Origin of the sequence: Ottowia beijingensis (genome assembly GCF_042680925.1) — a bacterium.
GTDB classification, from domain to species: domain Bacteria; phylum Pseudomonadota; class Gammaproteobacteria; order Burkholderiales; family Burkholderiaceae_C; genus Ottowia; species Ottowia beijingensis.
This window is the reverse complement of sequence record NZ_JBHUEP010000012.1, coordinates 277,032-293,972: the sequence shown is the minus strand read 5'-3', so window position 1 is coordinate 293,972 and position 16,941 is coordinate 277,032. Positions and strand designations below refer to the sequence as shown.

The following is a 16,941-nucleotide window of genomic DNA, read 5'->3' as shown; positions in this document are numbered from 1 at the left end:
ATCATAGCCAGCGCCGTTGACCGGCAGGGTTCACAGGCTGCGCCACAGCAGCAGGCCCAGCGCGCCCAGGTGCAGTCCCACCGTGAGCACGTACACGGCCAGGAATTCGCGCTTGCGCGACTTGTGCCGCAGCGCGCGCTGCGCCAGCCAGGCCGCGGGCCAGCCGCCGGCTGCGGCCAGCGCGTGCAGCGTGCTCTCGGGCGTGCGCCAGCGGCCTTGCGCGGCGGCCGTCTTGTCCAGGGCGTAGCTGAAGAAGGTGGCGATGTTCAGCACCAGCAGGCCGGCCAGCACCACGGGCAGGTCCCACGGCCAGGCACCGCGCAGGCTGATGGCCGCCAGCAGGCCCAGCCAGGCCAGCAGGGCGATGGCGAACAGGGCGGGCTGGCCGTCGAGCCCGCGCGGGGCGCTGGATGGCGCGCGGCCGTTGCGGCGCTGCGGGTTGGCCGCGCGGTCTGCAGTACGTGCCGGCCCTGCGGGCGACGGCGCCGCAGCGCGCGCCAGCGGCTGTACCGCCATGGCGCGCGGGCCCTTGCCGCCGACCTCGATCTGCTCGAAGCGCACCGCCAGCCCTTCGGCCGGCTCGCCGCCGCGGAAGTCGCGCACGTGAAAGAAGATGTTCTGCTCGCCCGCCGGCGTGGCGATGAAGCCGAAGCCGCGCTCGGCGTTCCAGCGGGCAATGTGGCCGGTGCGGGTCATGGGGTGGGGCGTCGGACGGGATCGGTGGCGGGCAGCAGAATTTCAAGCCATTTCGGCCTTCAGCGCCCATCGAATAAGCGTTGGAAGCTACGCTTTCGATAGCGTGTGCAGCGGAATGTCGTTCGCCGCCGCCAGCGCGTCGAGCTGCCGGCGCGTCTTGGTCAGCGCCCAGGCGGCGATGGCCTCGTGCGCCTGCGGGGCAAACGGCGCACGCATGTCGGGCTCCGGCAGGCCGGCGGCGGCGAACAGCGCGCGGGCGAAGTGCGGCTCCAGCGCGGCGATGGCCACGCGGCCGTCCTTGCACGGGTACACGCGGTAGCCGGCGTGCGCGCCGCCCACGGCGCCGGTCGGCAGCGTCAGGCCCCAGGTGCGCGGCAGCGCCAGCCATTCGGCCGCCTGCGACAGCGCCACCTGGCGGTACTGGCCACGGCCGTTGGCACGCGCCTGCATCAGCGCCGACAGCGCGGCCTCGCTGGTCATCAGCGCGCCTGCCATGTCGGCCAGCAGGCTGGGCGGCAGGTCGGTGCCGGTCACCAGGCCGGCCTCGGCCAGGTAGGTCAGGTCGTGGCCGGGCTCGTCGGCGCGCTCGCCGGGGGCACCGACGATCTCCACCATCGACAGGTGCGGGAAGGGCCGGCGCAGCGACTTCCAGTCCAGCCCCAGCTTGGCCAGCGCCGAGGGGCGGAACGAGGTCAGCAGCAGGTCGGCGCGCAGCAGCTCGCGCGCCAGCTGGGCCTGGCCGCGCTCGGTCTTCAGGTCCATCTGCACCACGCGCACGTCCTCGTGCATCACGCTGTAGGCGCCGATGTCGTACTGGCCCATCGGGTCACCGCTGATCGGCCGGCCGGCCGACGTGGTGCCGGGGCCGGGCGGCTCCACCTTCAGGCAGCGCGCGCCCATGGCGGACAGGCGCATCAGCGCGGCGGGGCCGGGCAGATTGAGCGCCAGGCTGACGATGCGGGTGCCGGTGAGCGGCTTGGCGGAGTTGCGAGTGGCCATGGCTGGATACTATGAAATGAATAGCTGGCTGCGCCCCATGCGCGGCGCCAAAGCCCAATTTAACCCAGAAACATGGCCCGCCCGTGGCACGCGCTCAGCGCCGCCCCAGCGCCAGCCCGGCGCCCAGCAGGGCCAGCGCCGTCAGCACCACGGCGGGGCCGATCAGCGGCGCGCCCGGCCCGCCCAGCAGAAAGCTGGTGTTGACGGCCAGGCCCAGCACGCCGGCCAGTCCCATCAGGCCGCGCAGCGGGCGCCACGCCAGCGCGCGCCCTGGCGGAGCCAGTGCGGCCAGCAGCGCGCCCAGGCCCAGCGTCCAGCCGCCGATGTTGAACAGCACGTCGAACGACGAGCGCGCGACCACGTAGGCCGCGCTGTCGCCGCTGGCCGCCACCGGCGGCAGCACGAAGCCCACCAGCGCATCGACCAGGATGAACAGCGCGCACGACAGCGCCAGCAGCCCCCAGCCCACCGCGCCCGCCGCCGTGCCCGCGCGCCGGGCGGCGCCCGCCAGCAGCACGCAGCCGGCCACCAGCAGCACATCGCCTGGCATGCCGAAGCTGCCCGCGGCGCGCATCCAGCCCGCGGCGGCGGCGGTGGCGGCGCGGACCGACTCGAAATCCGGCGCGCCGCCGGGCAGGGCGGCCGGGGCGCCGGCCAGCACGTAGCTGACGCAGGTGGCCAGCACGCCGGCGGCGCCCAGGCCCAGCAGCCAGGCGGCGGCGCGGCGTTTGCCGTCGGGAAAGCGGGTGGGGTCTTGATGCAAGGGCATGGCGCGCTAAAGTGATGGATGTTCACATCAGTCTAGGGGCTGATGTTATGGGTGTCAACATCATGGCTTCATCGAAACCTTCACCTTCCCGGCGCGGCGGCGCGGCGCGCCGGGCGGCGGCGCCGAAGGCCGCGCGCGCGGCCTACCACCATGGCGACCTGCGCCGTGCCCTGATCGACGCCGCCACGCAACTGGTCACCGAAGGCGGCAGCGCCGCGCTGACGGTGCGTGCGGCGGCGCAGGCGGCGGGCGTGAGCATCGCCGCGCCGTACCGCCACTTCAGCGACCGCGCGGCGCTGCTGGCGGCGGTGCTGGCCGAGGGCTTCGACGGCCTGGCCGCGCACACCCAGGCGGCGCGCCAGGCCGCGCCGGATGCACGCGCGGCGCTGCTGGCGGTGGGCCTGGCCTATGTGGATTTCGCGCGCCAGCGGCCCGCGGTGTACCGGCTGATGTTCAGCCCCGAGTGCGACAAGGCCAACCACCCCGCGCTGATGGCGGCCGGCGACCGCGCGCTGGGCGTGCTGCTGGGCGCGGTGGCCGACGTGCAGGCCGCGGGCCTGATCGACGCGCCGCAGGTGCAGCCGCTGGCGCTGGCCGGCTGGTCGCTGTCGCACGGTCTGGCCACGCTGCACGCCGACGGCATGTTTGCCGGCAAGATCCCCGGCGCGCTGGAGGACAACGCGCGGGCGGTGATGGAACTGCTGCTGTCGTCGGTGCTGCGCGCGGCGCCGGGGCGCAGATCAGGGGCAGCCCCGCTTCATGGAACGAAGAAGCAGGATACTCCCCCTATGCCTATCCGCTAGCGCCCGTCAGACAAGCGCTGGAAGTCGATACTCCCCTGTTTTTCTATAAGGATGCGCTGCATCGAGGCGCCGCGGGGCCGCGCCCCGACCCATCTCAACGGCGCGGCGCGCCAAAGTCCAGCGGCAGGCCGACGTAGTTCTCGGCGATCGTCGTCAGCCCGGCTTCGGAGTGCATCAGGTAGTCCAGCTCGGCGTGCTGGAACTTCTCGGTGATGCGCTCGTCGTGCGGGAAGCGGTGCATCAGCTGCGTGAACCACCACGAGAAGCGTTCGGCGCGCCAGATGCGGCCCAGGCACTTGCGCGAGTAGTCGTCGATGCCGGCCTCGCTCTTGTCCTTGTAGAACTCGACCAGCGCGTCGTACAGGTACTTCACGTCGGTGGCCGCCAGGTTCAGGCCCTTGGCGCCGGTGGGCGGCACGATGTGGCCGGCATCGCCCGCCAGGAACATGCGGCCAAAGCGCAGCGGCTCGGTGACGAAGCTGCGCAGCGGGGCGATGCTCTTCTCAAGGCTGGGGCCGGTGACGAGCTTGGCGCGCGCCTCGTCGTCCAGGCGCAGCTTCAACTCCTGCCAGAACGCGTCGTCGCTCCACTCCTCGACCTTGTCGGTCAGCGGCACCTGCAGGTAGTAGCGGCTGCGCGTCTTGCTGCGCTGGCTGCACAGGGCAAAGCCGCGCGGGCTGTTGACGTAGATGAGCTCGTCGCTCACGGGCGGCGTGTCGCTCAGCAGGCCCAGCCAGCCGAAGGGGTAGACCTTCTCGTATTCGCGAATCGCGGCGCGCGGCGCGCTGGCGCGGCACACGCCGTGAAAGCCGTCGCAGCCGGCGATGAAGTCGCAGTCGATGCGGTGCGTGAGGCCGTCCTTCTCGTAGGTGACATAGGGCTTGGCGCTGTCGAAGTCGTGCACCTGGGTGTTCTGCGCTTCGTAGATGGTGGCCAGGCCCGCCGCCTGGCGCGCGTCCATCAGGTCGCGCGTCAGCTCGGTCTGGCCGTAGACCATCACGTTCTTGCCGCCGCTGTACTTGTTCAGGTCCACGCGGTGGCGCTGACCGTCGTACAGCATCTCGATGCCGCCATGCACCAGGCCTTCCTTGTGCATGCGCTCGCCCACGCCGGCCTCGTCCATCAGGTCGATGCAGACCTGCTCCAGGATGCCGGCGCGGATGCGGCCCAGCACGTAGTCGCCGCTGACGCGCTCGACGATCATGGCGTCGATGCCGGCCTTGTGCAGCAACTGGCCCAGCAGCAGGCCGGACGGACCGGCGCCGACGATGGCGACCTGGGTGCGGGTGGTGGTCATGTGATCGATCTCCTCTTGTATTGGGCGCAACCCCGGCGGGGCCGCTGGGCGGGTGACAGCCTTCAAGCATAGGGCAGCGGCCTCCACGCATCCAGCGTGGACGGCGCAGCGATGCGCGATGATCGAACAGGGTGTGCGATCATCGTACAAGCAGTTGCCTGTGGCGGCGCTTTGTGTGGGAGCGGGCCTGCCCGCGACGGGCGTCTCGCCGGCAGCAAGCACTTCATCGCGGGCCAGCCCGCTCCCACAACTGGAACGCAGGAAACGGAGACCTCCCCATGCCCATCGCCCACGCCGACTACGTGGCCGGACTGGCCAAGGGCCTGGCCGTGCTGGAGTGCTTCGGCACCGAGCGCCAGCGCCTGAACACCACGCAGGCGGCCGAGCGCGCTGGCCTGACACGCGCCGCCGCACGGCGCCACCTGCTGACGCTGGCGCACCTGGGCTATCTGGAGACGGAGGACGGCCAGTTCTGGCTCAGCCCGCGCGTGCTGCGCTTTTCGGGCGCCTACCTGGCTTCGGCGCGGCTGCCCCGCGTGATCCAGCCGACGCTCAACCGTCTGGCCGCCGAGACGCAGGACGTGTACTCGGCCGCGGTGCTGGATGGCGACGAAGTCGTCATCGTGGCGCGCAGCGCCGGCCTGGCGCCGGTGAACCCGATGCTCGCCTACGGGCGCCACTTGGGCGCACGATTGCCGGCGCACGCCACCTCCACCGGTCGCGTGCTGCTGGCGGCGTTGCCGCGCGCCGATCTGGCGGCGTGGCTGAAGGGGCGTGAGCTGCGCCGCCTCACCGCCCACACCGTGACGGCGCCGCGCGCCTTCCGCGCGCTGCTGGCCCAGGTGGCCGAGCAGGATTACTGCGTGGCCGCCGACGAGCACGAACTGGGCGTGCATGCGGTGGCGGTGCCGCTGCGCACGCGACAGGGGCAGACGGTGGCGGCGCTGAATGTGGTGCTGGCACCGGGGCGGTTGAACGATGCGGCGCTGGCCGGCGAGATCCTGCCGCGCTTGCGCGAAGCCGCTGGGGAAATTCGGCAGCTGCTATGAATGCAATAGCTGTCAGCGCTTGACAGCAGGGCGTCGAATGCCGATTTCTCTTATGGGCTCGTGGGGCGAGGCGCTTGTCGGAGCGGCCTTGGCCGCTATCAGCGTGTCGATGGCAGCAGGCGCTGCATCGTGGGCAAGCCCGCTCCCACAACCCTGTTCACGCAACGCGGGGCGCCGAACGATCAGCCTCTTCAAACGCCCAGATGCTGTGTCAGCAATTCAGGCTGCGCGCGCAGCGCATCCGACGTGCCCTCGAACACCACCTCGCCCTTGACCAGGATGACGTTGCGGTCGGTCACCTGCGTCACGTGCTTCCAGTTCTTGTCGACGATGATGCTGCTGATGCCGCTTGCGCGGATGACGTCGCAGATGCGCCAGATCTCGCGCGCGATCAGCGGGGCCAGGCCCTCGGTGGCCTCGTCGAGGATCAGCACGTCGGGGTTGGTCATCAGCGCGCGGCCGATGGTCAGCATCTGCTGCTCGCCACCCGACAGCTGCTGGCCGCCATGGCCCAGGCGCTCCTGCAGGCGCGGGAAGGTCTCCAGCACGCGCTCGTAGGTCCAGTCGCGCTGGCCGCGCGTGCCGGGGCGGGCGGCCATCTTCAGGTTCTCGACCACGCTCAGATTGCCGAAGATGCCGCGCCCCTCGGGCACGTAGGCCACGCCGAGCTGTGCGATCTCGTAGGGCGGGCGGCCGGTCATCGGCTTGCCCATCACCAGCACGCCGCCGCGCCGGGGCTTGACCAGGCCCATGATGGACTTCAGCAGCGTGCTCTTGCCCATGCCGTTGCGGCCCATCAGGCCGATGGTTTCGCCGCGCCGCACCTGGAAGTTGACGCCCTTCAGGATGTGGCTGGCGCCGTAGTAGGTGTGCAGGTCGATGGCGTGGATCAGCAGGTCGGGGTCGTGCCCGTGGCGCGTGGTCGGCGCGGTGTTGTGCGAGCGCGGCGCCAGCGGATTGTTGGGATCGTCCTGGCGGTTGGCGTTGGCATGCGTCGCCATGTCAGTGTTCCTCCCCAAGATAAGCCGCCTGCACGCCGCGGTCGGCGCGGATGGCAGCTGGTTCGCCGCTGGCGATCACCGTGCCGTTGACCATCACCGTCAGGTGGTCGGCCAGCGCGAAGATGGCGTCGATGTCGTGCTCGACCAGCATCATGGCGTGGTGGGGCTTCAGGCGCAGCAGCAACTCGACCATGCTTTCGGCCTCGGCCACGCCCATGCCGGCCAGCGGCTCGTCGAGCAGCAGCACCTGCGGGTCGGTGGCCAGCGTCATGGCGATCTCGAGCTGGCGCTGCTCGCCGTGGCTGGCGGCACCGGCGATGAAGTCGCGCCGGGCGGTCAGGCCGGCCAGTTCCAGCGCCTTCTCTGCGCGCTCGTTCACGGCGGCGTCATGGCGCGCGCTCTGCAGCCAGCGCACCGGGTTGAAGGGCTGCTGCGCCGCACGCGACTGCGCGGCCAGGCGCACGTTCTCCCACACCGTGAAGGGCAGAAAGATGTTGGTCTTCTGGTAGCTGCGGCCCAGGCCGCGGCGCGAGATCTGCTCGGGCGCCGCGCTGGTGATGTCGTGCGTGCCCAGCGTGATGCTGCCGCTGGTGGGCGGCAGATCGCCCGAGAGCAGGTTGGTCAGGGTGGACTTGCCGGCGCCGTTGGGGCCGATGACGACGTGGATGCGGTCGCGCCACAGATCGACCGAGACGTCGTTGACGGCGGCGAGGCCGCCGAAGCGCTTGGTCAGGTTCTTCGCGGAAAGCAGGACCTCACTCATGGTCTGCTCCCTTGCGGCCAAAGCGCTCCATCAGGCCCAGCAGGCCGCGCGGCGCGAAGATGATCACGGCCACGATGAACAGGCCCATCCACAGCTGCCAGTGCTTGCCCAGGCGGAAGCCGCCGACGGTGGGCAGGTCCTTGAACAGCTCCAGCATGAACTCGAACGCGAAGGCGCCGACGATGGCCCCGGCAAAGTTGCCCATGCCGCCCAGGATGACCATCATGATGGCGTGCGCGCTCATGTGAAAGCCCATCAGTTCGGGGTTCACGAAGCCCGTCTGCGCGCCCCACAGGTAGCCCGCCAGCCCGGCCAGCGCGCCGGCCAGCGTGAAGGCGGTGAGCTTGTAGCTGAAAGACCCGAAGCCCACGGCACGCATGCGGTGCTCGTTCACGCGGATACCGGCCAGCGCGCGGCCGAAGGGGCTCCACAGCAGGCGGCGCAGGAACACGTACACCAGCACCAGGCAGGCCAGCACGAAGTAGTAGAAGACCTTCTTGTTCTCCAGGTCGAACAGGGCGGCGTCGGGCTTGAAGTTGATGTACACGCCGTCGGAGCCGCCCAGCCTGAGCGGCAGCAGGCCGAGGAAGTTCAGCTCCTTGTTGTCGAACACCAGGAAGAACAGCATCTGGGCGAACGCCATCGTCACCATGATGAAGTAGATGCCGCGCGTGCGCACCACGAAGAAGCCGATGACCAGGGCGAACAGGCCAGCCACCGCCACGGCGGCGGGCAGTGTCCACCACAGGCTCACCGGGCCGTTGTCGGACGACATCAGCGCCAGCGCGTAGCCGCCCAGGCCAAAGTAGGCCGCGTGCCCCAGCGACACCAGGCCGGTGACGCCCTGCAGCAGATCGAGGCTCATGGCGAAGATGGCCAGGATCATCATGCGCGCCACCATCTGCTGGTAGAACTCGCTGCCGACGAAGGGAAACGCAGCCAGCGCGACGAAACCGAGCAGCAGCACGAACTGGATGCTGCGCGGCAGCGCTTCGAGGTTGGACTTGGGGGCGCTCATGAGCCACCGCCCGGCCGCCCGAAGGTGGCGAAGGCCCCACGCAACCGTGGAGCGCGTTGCAAGCCTGCGCGCTGGGGCAGCGAACCACACGAAGTGGGGAGCGTGGGGGCACGTTTCATTGCTTGAACAACCCTTCAGGTTTCCACAGCAGCACCGCCGCCATCAGCATGTAGACCAGCATGCCCGCCACCTGCGGCAGCAGCACCTTGCCGAAGGTGTCGACAAAGCCCACCAGCAGCGCCGCGATCAGCGCGCCGCGCACCGAGCCGATGCCGCCGATCACCACCACCACGAAGCACATGATCAGCACCGACGAACCCATGCCGGGGTAGACGCTGGAGATGGGCGCGGCGATCATGCCGGCCACCGTGGCCAGCGCCACGCCGATGGCGAACACCACGGCGTGGATCAGCTTGATGTTGATGCCCAGCGACTCGGTCATGTCGCGGTTGAAGGCGCCGGCGCGGATCTTCATCCCCAGGCGCGTCTTGTTGATCAGCAGGTACAGGCCGATGGCCAGCAGCACGCACACCGCCATCATGAACAGACGGTAGTGCGGGTAGGACAGGGTTTCGGTCAGCGGCACCGAGCCGGTCAGCAGCGGCGGCACCGCCACGCCGTGCACGTCGTCGCCCCACAGCAGCGAGCGTGCTTCTTCGAAGATGTAGATCAGCCCGAAGGTGAGCAGCACCTGGTCGAGGTGGTCGCGGTGGTAGAAGTGGCGGAACAGCAGGCGTTCCAGCACCAGGCCGAACACGACCGACAGCGCGGTGCCCACCAGGATGGCGGCGGTGAAGCTGCCGAGCTGCGACGACAGCGCGAACGCCAGGTAGGCGCCCAGCATGTAGAAGCTGCCGTGCGCGAGGTTGACCACGCCCATGATGCCGAAGATCAGCGTCAGGCCGGCGGCCAGCATGAACAGCAGCAGCCCGTACTGCACGCTGTTCAGCGTCTGGATGAGGAAGTTGGCGAAGTCCACGGCGAGAAGAAAGAGAAAGGCGACGGACTTTTTTTACCCGACGCGTATGACGGAGCAAGCGTTCAGAAGGCCGCGGAGCAGGCCATGCAAGTGGCACCGTGGCCGGACCTGCGCCGGCCACTGGTGTCGTCCCCCTTGCGCAGCAAAAGGGGGAAGGCGCGTCAGCGCCTCAGGGGGGTTCAACCCAGCTTGCACCCGGCGGCCGAATCAGCCACCGCCTTCTGCGCCACGCCCAGCACCTTGTTGTCGCCCTTTTCGACCACGCGCAGGTACATGTCCTGCACCGGGTTGTGGGCACGGCTCATGGTCCACTTGCCGCGCGGGCTGTCGATGACGGCCGTTTCCATGGCCTTGTACAGCGCGGCCTTGTTCGACAGGTCGCCCTTGACCGCGTCGGCGCCGCGCAGCAGCAACTGGCCGGCGTCGTAGCCCTGCACCGCGTACACGTCGGGCTGCAGCTTGAACTGGCCGGCATAGGCGGCGCGGAACTGGTTGTTGCGCGGCGTGTCCAGCGAGTCGGCGTAGTGCATGGTGGTCATCACGCCCTCGGCGGCCGGGCCGGCGGCCTGGATCACGCCCTCGGTCAGGAAGCCGGAGCCCCACAGCGGAATCTTGCCCTGCAGGCCGGCCGCGGCGTAGTCGCGCATGAACTTGGCGGCGCCGGCGCCGGCGAAGAAGCAGGCCACGGCGTCGGGCTTCAGGCTGGCGATCTCGGTCAGCAGCGCCTGGAACTCGACGTTGGGGAAGGGCAGGCCCAGTTCCTTGACGATGGTGCCGCCCGCCTTGGTGTAGCTGTCCTTGAAGCCCTCGAAGGCCTCGTCGCCGGCGGCGTACTTCCAGGTGATCCACACCGCGCGCTTCAGGCCCTTGTCCATCATGGGCTTGCCCAGCGCGCTGGTGGGCTGGCTGTTGGTGAAGCTGGTGCGGAACACGTTGGGCGCGCACAGCGCGCGGGTGGCGGCGTGCACGCCGGCGTTGGGGATGATGTTCAGCACGCCCGACTCGCGCGCCACGCGCTGGATGCCCATCTGCACGCCCGAGTGCACGGTGCCGATCAGCACGTCCACCTTGTCGCGCTGCACCAGCTTGTTGGCGTTCTCCACGCCCTTGGACGGCTCGGACTCGTCGTCCACCTTGACCCACTCGATCTCGCGCCCGCCCAGCTTGCCGCCCTTCTCGGCGATGGCCATGCGCACGCCGTTCTCGATGGCCACGCCCAGCTGCGCGAAGGTGCCGGTGTAGGGCAGCATGAAGCCGACCTTCAGCTTGTTGCCCTGCGCACGCACGATCTCGGGCAGCAGCAGGCCGGCCGAGCTGGCGCCGACGACGGCGGCGCTGCGGGAAAGCATCAGACGGCGGCTGAGACCGCGGGCTTGAGCTGTCATGTCGAAACTCCTTTAGGTGTCAAGTAATGGCGGCAATTGTGAAACAGGACGCCCAGATCGCAACCCCGGCTTACCCTGAAAGTACGCTGCGAGGCGCGGCAGACTGGGGTGGCGATATGAACTAAATTGCCTGTTCGGACGCAGTATAGTTCATGCTTGTGACGGAAAGCTCAGGGTTTTCCCATGCGTTCAAAGCTGGGGTCTGGGGCCGGCTGGCGCTGAGGATTAATGCAAAATGATAGCTGCGCACGCTCGGTAAATAAGGATTTCAGCATCAAATCAATCTGAAATCATTGTGTAGCAGGCGCGAGCAGCTATCGAAATGATGAGTATGACGGCTCAGCCGAATCCGCAGGCGCGGACGCGCGTCAGGGCCCGAACAGGGCCGCCAGTTGCCGCCGGTCGCGCCGGTCCTTCCATTGCCAGACCTCGCGGCCTTCCAGGCTCAGCGGGCCCCATACGGCGATGGCGCGGCCGTCGCCGCAACCGACCACCTTCAGGCGCGACAGATCCAGTGGTGCTTTCTTGAAGGCGCCGCCGGAGATGGCGGTGCGCAGGTTGGCCTCGAGCACCGGGCCGACCTCGGGCGGCGCCTCGTCGGGCACCACGAACACCTGGCGGTGGCTGTCGCTCTGCAGGCGCTCGTTGACCAGCGGCTGACCGTGCTCGTCGGCCTGCAGGCCGGCCTGCAGCAGCCAGCCAGGCGCGCCGGCGCCGGTGGCCAGCAGCGGCGCGTCGCACAGCAGCGTGGCGCCACTGGCCAGTTGCAGCGCGCGGCCGTCCATGCCGATGCACGGGTCTTGCAGCACGGTGATGTTGAGCGCCTTCAGGCGTGCCAGCACACGGCGCTGCAGCGCGGGCGTCTGGTCGGCCAGCAGGGGCGATTCGCCCGCCACCAGGGTGACGCGGCTGCCGTGCGGCGCCGCCAGCGCATGCGCCACGGCCATGGCCAGTTCGATGGCGGGCACGCTGTCGCCCACCACGGCCACCTGCAGCGCGCGCTCGCGCGCCAGCGCCTGCAACTGCGGCCACAGCTGCACGAAGGTCTCCAGCGGGCGGGTGAACAGCGCGTTGCGGCGCGCACCGGGCATGGCGGCCTCGATGGCGTCGCGGTCGACGACCGGCTCGACATTGATTGACAGCACGTCGTAGGGCACGGCGTCGCCGCTGGACAGCTGCACGCGGCGGCCGGCCGGGTCGAGCGAGATCACGTGCGCCGGCACGAAGTGCGCACCGCTGGCCTCCACCAGGTTGTCCAGCGGCACGCGCAGGTCTTCCAGTGCGTAGTCGCCCGACACATGGCCCGGCAGCATGGCCGGTTCGATGTAGTAGGGGTGCGGCGCCACCAGGGTGACGTTCATGTCGCCCGTGCCCTGGCGGGCGAACGACTTCAGGACTTGCAGGTGGGCGCGCCCGGCGCCGAGCAGCACCAAGTGTTTCCGGGAGGGATTCACGGTCATGCGGGGAGTGTATCGAGTGAATGGGGCTCACCCCTGCGTCGCCTTCGGCGCCTTCCCCTCCAGGGGACAACGCCAGTGGCCGGTACAAGCCCGCTCCACGGCGTTTCTGGGGTGGCCTGCTCCGCGGCCATCGGATTTTGTTGTTGCAAACCTTGCGGTTGGATACCGATTGCCGTCACCCGACCAGCGCCTGCGCGAATTCGCGCGCCTTGAAGGTCTGCAGATCTTCCAGCCGCTCGCCCACGCCGACGAAATACACGGGGATCGGCTTTTCGCGCGCGATAGCGCACAGCACGCCGCCCTTGGCGGTGCCGTCGAGCTTGGTGACCACCAGCCCGGTGAGCTGCACCGCCTCGTCGAAGGCCTTGACCTGCGCCAGCGCGTTCTGCCCGGTGTTGCCGTCGATCACCAGCAGCACTTCGTGCGGGGCGGTGATGTCGGCCTTGGTCACCACGCGGCGGATCTTGGTCAGCTCTTCCATCAGGTGCTTCTGCGTCGGCAGGCGGCCGGCGGTGTCGACCAGCACCACGTCCTTGCGGCGCGCGCGGCCGGCACCCACGGCGTCGAAGCTCACGGCCGACGGGTCGGCGCCCTGCTGGCTGATGATCTCGACCTGGTTGCGGTCGGCCCACACGGCCAGCTGCTCGCGCGCCGCGGCGCGGAAGGTGTCGGCCGCTGCCAGCAGCACGCTGGCACCGGCATCGGCGAAGTGCTTGGTCAGCTTGCCGATGCTGGTGGTCTTGCCGGCGCCGTTGACGCCGGCCACCATGATCACGGTGGGGTGGTACACGCCCACCACCAGCGTCTTTTCCAGCGGCGCCAGCATGTCGGCGATGGCGTCCTGCAGCAGGGTCTTGACCTGTGCCGGGTCGGTGGCGCGCGCTTCCTTCACGCGGCGGCGCAAGTCATTCAGCAGGAACTCGGTCGCCGGCACGCCGGCATCGGCCAGCAGCAGGGCGGTTTCCAGCTCTTCGTACAGCGCGTCATCGATCTGGGTGCCGGTGAACACCGTGGTGATGCTGTTGCCGGTTTTCTTCAGGCCGTTTTTCAGGCGATCGAGCCAACCGCCGCGCGAGGGGGAGGCGATGGGTTCGGGCGCTGTCTCGGGGTGAAACTGGGGTTCTGGGCTCGCAGGCAAAGCGCGCCCAGCTATCAATTCAGGAATCACCTCGGGCGCTGTCGGCATCGCCGCCACTGGTGCCTCTGTCCTGCCCGCGGGTGGCGGCGTGGCCGGCACCCCGGGATCGGCCGGTGGGGCTGGATCGGCATCGGAGAGGATTGGCAGCGCCGGGTCGGCGGCCTTCTTGCGGCGGAAAAAACTGAACATTGCCCCGAATTTTAAGGACACGCCCAGCAACGCCGTAAGGCGCGGGTCTGCGCAGGATGCCAGCGCCGATGCAAGAGACTGCCGCATTTGACATGTGGCTATCTGGCTACCCCGATTCGTTGCGGCGTTGATTTCATTTGCTTTGGCTTGAGCAAATTATTACATTTGCGAATTGCGACAACGTGAAGGAGTGGGCATGGTGGGGAACAAATTCAATTTCATGGGCTTGACGCGGGCGTTGGGCTTGGCCGTGGTGCTGGGCGTCGCGTCGATCGGCGCATGGGCGCAGCCGGCCTTTGGCGACAAGTCCAGCTGGACGCCGGCCGAGCGGAAGATGGACTCGGCGCTGGTTGGGCTCACGCGCGCCGACAAGGCGGGTCAGCTCAAGTCGGGGCGCCTGAAGGGCTTGCCCGCCGCAACTCAGGACTTCGCCCGGGACAACGTCGCGCCGGACGACACCATGATCGTGGTCATCAAGGCCGACGTGACGCCCGACCTCACGGCCTTCATCAAGGCGCAGGGCGGTACGGACGTGTCGGAATACCCCACGTATCGCACCATCACCGCGCGCGTGCCGGTGTCGGCCATCACCGACATCGCCAACCGGGCCGACGTGCAGACGGTTGGCCCGCGCGAACTGGCCACCACCAACCGGTACGAACTCAGCCCAAAGGAGCTGAAGGCGTACCAGGAGCGCCTAAAAAGCCTGGCCCCCGGTGCCGCGACCAATGTCGGTAGCGCGACCTGGGAGGGCGTGACCGCGCACAAGGCCAATGTGGCCCACGCCGGCGGCCACACCGGCGCGGGGGCCAAGGTATGTGTACTGTCGGATGGAGTCAACACGCTGGCGGCGCGCCAAGGCACCGGCGATCTGCCCGCCGGCGTCACCGTCGTTCCAGGCCAGGCCGGCTCGGGCGACGAAGGCACTGCCATGCTCGAGATCGTGTACGACATGGCGCCCGGCGCGTCGCTCTACTTCGCTACCGGCTTTGGCGGCGTGGCGTCGATGGCCACCAACATCCAGAGCCTGGCCGCAGCGCCCTACAACTGCGACATCATTGTCGATGACGTCACGTATTTCAACGAGGGCGCGTTCCAGGACGGGCCGATCGCGCAGGCGGTCAACACCGTCACGGCGAGCGGCGTGCTGTATTTTTCCTCGGCGGCCAATTCGGGCCATCTGACGCGCAGCGAGTCCGGAACCTACGAAGGCGACTTCGTGGCCAGCCCCAACGCCATTCCGGCGGTGATTCAAAATTTTTATGGTGCGGGGGTGCCGATTCAACTGCACGCGTTCGGCGCCGCCAACTACACCACGCTCACGGCGGTGCCCTCAGGCACTCGCCGCGTTTCGCTGAAATGGAGCGACGCCCTCGGCGCGTCCGCCAATGACTACGACCTGATCGTCACGAACGCGGCCGGGACGACGATCATCGGCTCCAGCGCCAGTGTCCAGAGCGGAACGCAAGACCCCTTCGAGTTTGCATCCGGCTCGTTCCCGGTCGGCTCACGGCTGTACGTGGTCAAGTACTCCGGCGTGGCGCGCGCCATCCGGCTGGACACGAACCGCGCCCGGCTGGCCCCGGCCATTGCGACCGCAGGCAGCACCTTCGGCCACAACGCCGCAGCCAGCGCGGTGACGGTGGCGGCGGTCAATGTCGCCACGGCCGGCGGCGGCGCGTTCACGGGGGGTGCGGCCAACCCGGTGACCACCTACAGCTCGGACGGTCCGCGCAAGATGTTCTACCAACCCAACGGCACGGCCATCACGCCCGGCAATTTCCTGTTCGGCACCAATGGCGGCACCACCCTGAACAAGGTGGACATGGCGGCGGCTGACTGCGGCACGACCACCACCCCGGGGTTCATCCCGTTCTGTGGCACTTCGGCCGCAGCGCCCACGGCGGCCGCCATTGCGGCGCTGATCAAGGGCAACAATCCGGCGCTGACCCGGGCGCAAATCCTGGCGGCCATGAACGCCACGGCGCTCGACATTGAAGCTGCAGGTTGGGACCGCGACTCGGGCGTGGGCATTGTCATGGTGCCTTCGTTTGCGACGAACTACACCATTGGCGGCACTGTGTCGGGCCTGGGCGCGGGCCTTTCGGTCGGGCTGCTCAACAACGGTGGCGACGCAATCACGCGCAACGCCAATGGCAGCTTCACGTTCCCGACTGCGCTGGCCAGCGGCGCCGCCTACAGCGTGACCGTGGGCACGCAGCCGGCGGGCCAGACCTGCACGGTCACCAACGGTTCGGGCGCGGTTGGCTCGGCCAACGTCACCAATGTGGCCGTCAACTGCGCCAATAACCCGCCGGCCACCTACACGATCGGCGGCACGGTGAGCGGCTTGGGCGCGGGCAAATCGGTCGGGCTGCTCAACAACGGTGGCGACGCAATCACACGCAACGCCAATGGCGGCTTCACGTTCCCGACTGCGCTGGCCAGCGGCGCCGCCTACAGCGTGACCGTGGGCACGCAGCCGGCGGGCCAGACCTGCACGGTCACCAACGGTTCGGGCACGGTTGGCTCGGCCAACGTCACCAATGTGGCCGTCAACTGCGCCAATAACCCGCCGGCCACCTACACGATCGGCGGCACGGTGAGCGGCTTGGGCGCGGGCAAATCGGTCGGGCTGCTCAACAACGGTGGCGACGCAATCACGCGCAACGCCAATGGCAGTTTCACGTTCCCGACGGCGCTGGCCGGCGGCGCCGCCTACAGCGTGACCGTGGGCACGCAGCCGGTGGGCCAGACCTGCACGGTCACCAACGGTTCGGGCACGGTGGGGGCGGCCAACGTCACCAATGTGGCGGTCTCCTGCGTCGTGACGGCAATCACGGGACCCACCAGCACCGGAACCGGCACGGCCACGGCCACGCTCGTCGGTGGCGGCCCGGCCTGCGGCTTCGTGACCGGTGGCAGCGGCTTCGTGGCCGATCCGGCGGCACCGCCCGCGGGCGTCAGCTTCCCGCATGGCTTCTTCCAGTTCACGGCCGCCAGCTGCCCGGCCGCCAGCGGTGGGGTGACCATTACCGTGACCTATCCCAATGCCATCCCGGCCGGGGCGCAGTACTACAAGTACGGCAAGGAGGCCGGCAATGCGACCGACCACTACTACACCATCCCGGCGACGGTGAGCGGCAACCAGGTGACGTTCACGATCACCGATGGCGGACTGGGTGACAACGACCTGGCGGCCAACGGCACCATCGTCGACCCCGGGGCCATCGGCGTACCAGCCGCAGGCGGCGCGCCGGTGGTTCAGCCGGTCCCGACGCTGTCGCAGTACGCTCTGCTGGCACTGGCACTGGGCCTGTTCCTGATGGCTGCGCGCCGGCTGCACGTTCAGCGCCGACGCTGAAAATCCATCGAATCGAACGAGCGGGCTGGCG

At 69.0% G+C, this 16,941-nt stretch carries 14 protein-coding genes; 3 read left to right on the top strand and 11 right to left on the bottom strand.

The window, feature by feature from the left end; genetic code table 11:
* Positions 1 to 30: 30 nt before the first annotated feature.
* From ACFSCU_RS16885 to ACFSCU_RS16875, 3 genes are all read right to left on the bottom strand, one after another.
* Complete coding sequence (locus tag ACFSCU_RS16885; RefSeq protein ID WP_377561207.1) at positions 31 to 696, bottom strand: DUF1294 domain-containing protein; 666 nt, start codon at positions 694 to 696, stop codon at positions 31 to 33.
* 87 nt (positions 697 to 783) lie between these two features.
* Positions 784 to 1,695, bottom strand: coding sequence for a CoA transferase (locus ACFSCU_RS16880; protein WP_180549362.1), 912 nt, complete (start codon positions 1,693 to 1,695; stop codon positions 784 to 786).
* Positions 1,696 to 1,789: 94 nt separating this feature from the next.
* The gene (locus ACFSCU_RS16875) at positions 1,790 to 2,464 is read right to left on the bottom strand and encodes a hypothetical protein (RefSeq protein WP_377561206.1); all 675 of its coding nucleotides are present in this window, start codon (positions 2,462 to 2,464) and stop codon (positions 1,790 to 1,792) included.
* 62 nt (positions 2,465 to 2,526) lie between these two features.
* Between ACFSCU_RS16875 and ACFSCU_RS16870 the strand changes: the two genes are divergently transcribed.
* A complete protein-coding gene (locus ACFSCU_RS16870) occupies positions 2,527 to 3,267 on the top strand; it encodes a TetR/AcrR family transcriptional regulator (protein ID WP_377561205.1) in 741 nt (246 codons plus the stop codon).
* A 94-nt stretch (positions 3,268 to 3,361) separates the two neighbouring features.
* Here ACFSCU_RS16870 and pobA read toward each other — a convergent pair whose 3' ends face one another.
* The gene (gene pobA, locus ACFSCU_RS16865; protein WP_180549358.1) at positions 3,362 to 4,564 is read right to left on the bottom strand and encodes a 4-hydroxybenzoate 3-monooxygenase; all 1,203 of its coding nucleotides are present in this window, start codon (positions 4,562 to 4,564) and stop codon (positions 3,362 to 3,364) included.
* 278 nt (positions 4,565 to 4,842) lie between these two features.
* Between pobA and ACFSCU_RS16860 the strand changes: the two genes are divergently transcribed.
* Positions 4,843 to 5,613 (top strand): IclR family transcriptional regulator domain-containing protein, encoded by a 771-nt coding sequence (locus ACFSCU_RS16860; RefSeq protein WP_180549357.1) that lies wholly within the window; start codon positions 4,843 to 4,845, stop codon positions 5,611 to 5,613.
* Positions 5,614 to 5,804: 191 nt separating this feature from the next.
* Here ACFSCU_RS16860 and ACFSCU_RS16855 read toward each other — a convergent pair whose 3' ends face one another.
* The 7 genes from ACFSCU_RS16855 to ftsY all read right to left on the bottom strand — a co-directional run bounded on the left by ACFSCU_RS16855 (position 5,805) and on the right by ftsY (position 13,546).
* Positions 5,805 to 6,614 (bottom strand): ABC transporter ATP-binding protein, encoded by an 810-nt coding sequence (locus tag ACFSCU_RS16855; RefSeq protein WP_377561204.1) that lies wholly within the window; start codon positions 6,612 to 6,614, stop codon positions 5,805 to 5,807.
* 1 nt (position 6,615) lies between these two features.
* Positions 6,616 to 7,377 (bottom strand): ABC transporter ATP-binding protein, encoded by a 762-nt coding sequence (locus tag ACFSCU_RS16850; RefSeq protein ID WP_377561203.1) that lies wholly within the window; start codon positions 7,375 to 7,377, stop codon positions 6,616 to 6,618.
* The gene (locus ACFSCU_RS16845) at positions 7,370 to 8,395 is read right to left on the bottom strand and encodes a branched-chain amino acid ABC transporter permease (protein WP_180549356.1); all 1,026 of its coding nucleotides are present in this window, start codon (positions 8,393 to 8,395) and stop codon (positions 7,370 to 7,372) included. The genes ACFSCU_RS16850 and ACFSCU_RS16845 overlap by 8 nt, the downstream gene beginning before the upstream one ends.
* A 115-nt stretch (positions 8,396 to 8,510) precedes the next feature.
* A complete protein-coding gene (locus ACFSCU_RS16840) occupies positions 8,511 to 9,374 on the bottom strand; it encodes a branched-chain amino acid ABC transporter permease (protein WP_180549355.1) in 864 nt (287 codons plus the stop codon).
* 179 nt (positions 9,375 to 9,553) lie between these two features.
* Positions 9,554 to 10,759 (bottom strand): ABC transporter substrate-binding protein, encoded by a 1,206-nt coding sequence (locus ACFSCU_RS16835; protein ID WP_377561202.1) that lies wholly within the window; start codon positions 10,757 to 10,759, stop codon positions 9,554 to 9,556.
* A 368-nt stretch (positions 10,760 to 11,127) separates the two neighbouring features.
* Positions 11,128 to 12,219 carry an NAD(P)/FAD-dependent oxidoreductase gene (locus tag ACFSCU_RS16830; RefSeq protein WP_180549354.1) on the bottom strand — a complete coding sequence of 364 codons (1,092 nt, stop codon included), beginning with the start codon at positions 12,217 to 12,219 and terminating at the stop codon, positions 11,128 to 11,130.
* A gap of 175 nt (positions 12,220 to 12,394) precedes the next feature.
* Positions 12,395 to 13,546: a signal recognition particle-docking protein FtsY gene (ftsY, locus tag ACFSCU_RS16825; RefSeq protein ID WP_377561201.1), complete on the bottom strand. Its 1,152-nt coding sequence runs from the start codon at positions 13,544 to 13,546 to the stop codon at positions 12,395 to 12,397.
* A 196-nt stretch (positions 13,547 to 13,742) separates the two neighbouring features.
* Between ftsY and ACFSCU_RS16820 the strand changes: the two genes are divergently transcribed.
* Positions 13,743 to 16,910 carry a choice-of-anchor U domain-containing protein gene (locus ACFSCU_RS16820; RefSeq protein ID WP_377561200.1) on the top strand — a complete coding sequence of 1,056 codons (3,168 nt, stop codon included), beginning with the start codon at positions 13,743 to 13,745 and terminating at the stop codon, positions 16,908 to 16,910.
* The last annotated feature ends 31 nt before the right edge of the window (positions 16,911 to 16,941 follow it).

What these genes read in the sequence shown, in the direction of transcription:
- ACFSCU_RS16860 (WP_180549357.1), top strand. Translation starts at nt 4,843, where the DNA reads ATGCCCATCGCCCACGCCGACTACGTGGCCGGACTGGCCAAGGGCCTG.
- ftsY (WP_377561201.1), bottom strand. Translation starts at nt 13,546, where the DNA reads ATGTTCAGTTTTTTCCGCCGCAAGAAGGCCGCCGACCCGGCGCTGCCA.
- pobA (WP_180549358.1), bottom strand. Translation starts at nt 4,564, where the DNA reads ATGACCACCACCCGCACCCAGGTCGCCATCGTCGGCGCCGGTCCGTCC.
- ACFSCU_RS16835 (WP_377561202.1), bottom strand. Translation starts at nt 10,759, where the DNA reads ATGACAGCTCAAGCCCGCGGTCTCAGCCGCCGTCTGATGCTTTCCCGC.
- ACFSCU_RS16830 (WP_180549354.1), bottom strand. Translation starts at nt 12,219, where the DNA reads ATGACCGTGAATCCCTCCCGGAAACACTTGGTGCTGCTCGGCGCCGGG.
- ACFSCU_RS16845 (WP_180549356.1), bottom strand. Translation starts at nt 8,395, where the DNA reads ATGAGCGCCCCCAAGTCCAACCTCGAAGCGCTGCCGCGCAGCATCCAG.
- ACFSCU_RS16855 (WP_377561204.1), bottom strand. Translation starts at nt 6,614, where the DNA reads ATGGCGACGCATGCCAACGCCAACCGCCAGGACGATCCCAACAATCCG.
- ACFSCU_RS16880 (WP_180549362.1), bottom strand. Translation starts at nt 1,695, where the DNA reads ATGGCCACTCGCAACTCCGCCAAGCCGCTCACCGGCACCCGCATCGTC.
- ACFSCU_RS16875 (WP_377561206.1), bottom strand. Translation starts at nt 2,464, where the DNA reads ATGCCCTTGCATCAAGACCCCACCCGCTTTCCCGACGGCAAACGCCGC.
- ACFSCU_RS16850 (WP_377561203.1), bottom strand. Translation starts at nt 7,377, where the DNA reads ATGAGTGAGGTCCTGCTTTCCGCGAAGAACCTGACCAAGCGCTTCGGC.
- ACFSCU_RS16820 (WP_377561200.1), top strand. Translation starts at nt 13,743, where the DNA reads ATGGTGGGGAACAAATTCAATTTCATGGGCTTGACGCGGGCGTTGGGC.
- ACFSCU_RS16885 (WP_377561207.1), bottom strand. Translation starts at nt 696, where the DNA reads ATGACCCGCACCGGCCACATTGCCCGCTGGAACGCCGAGCGCGGCTTC.
- ACFSCU_RS16870 (WP_377561205.1), top strand. Translation starts at nt 2,527, where the DNA reads ATGGCTTCATCGAAACCTTCACCTTCCCGGCGCGGCGGCGCGGCGCGC.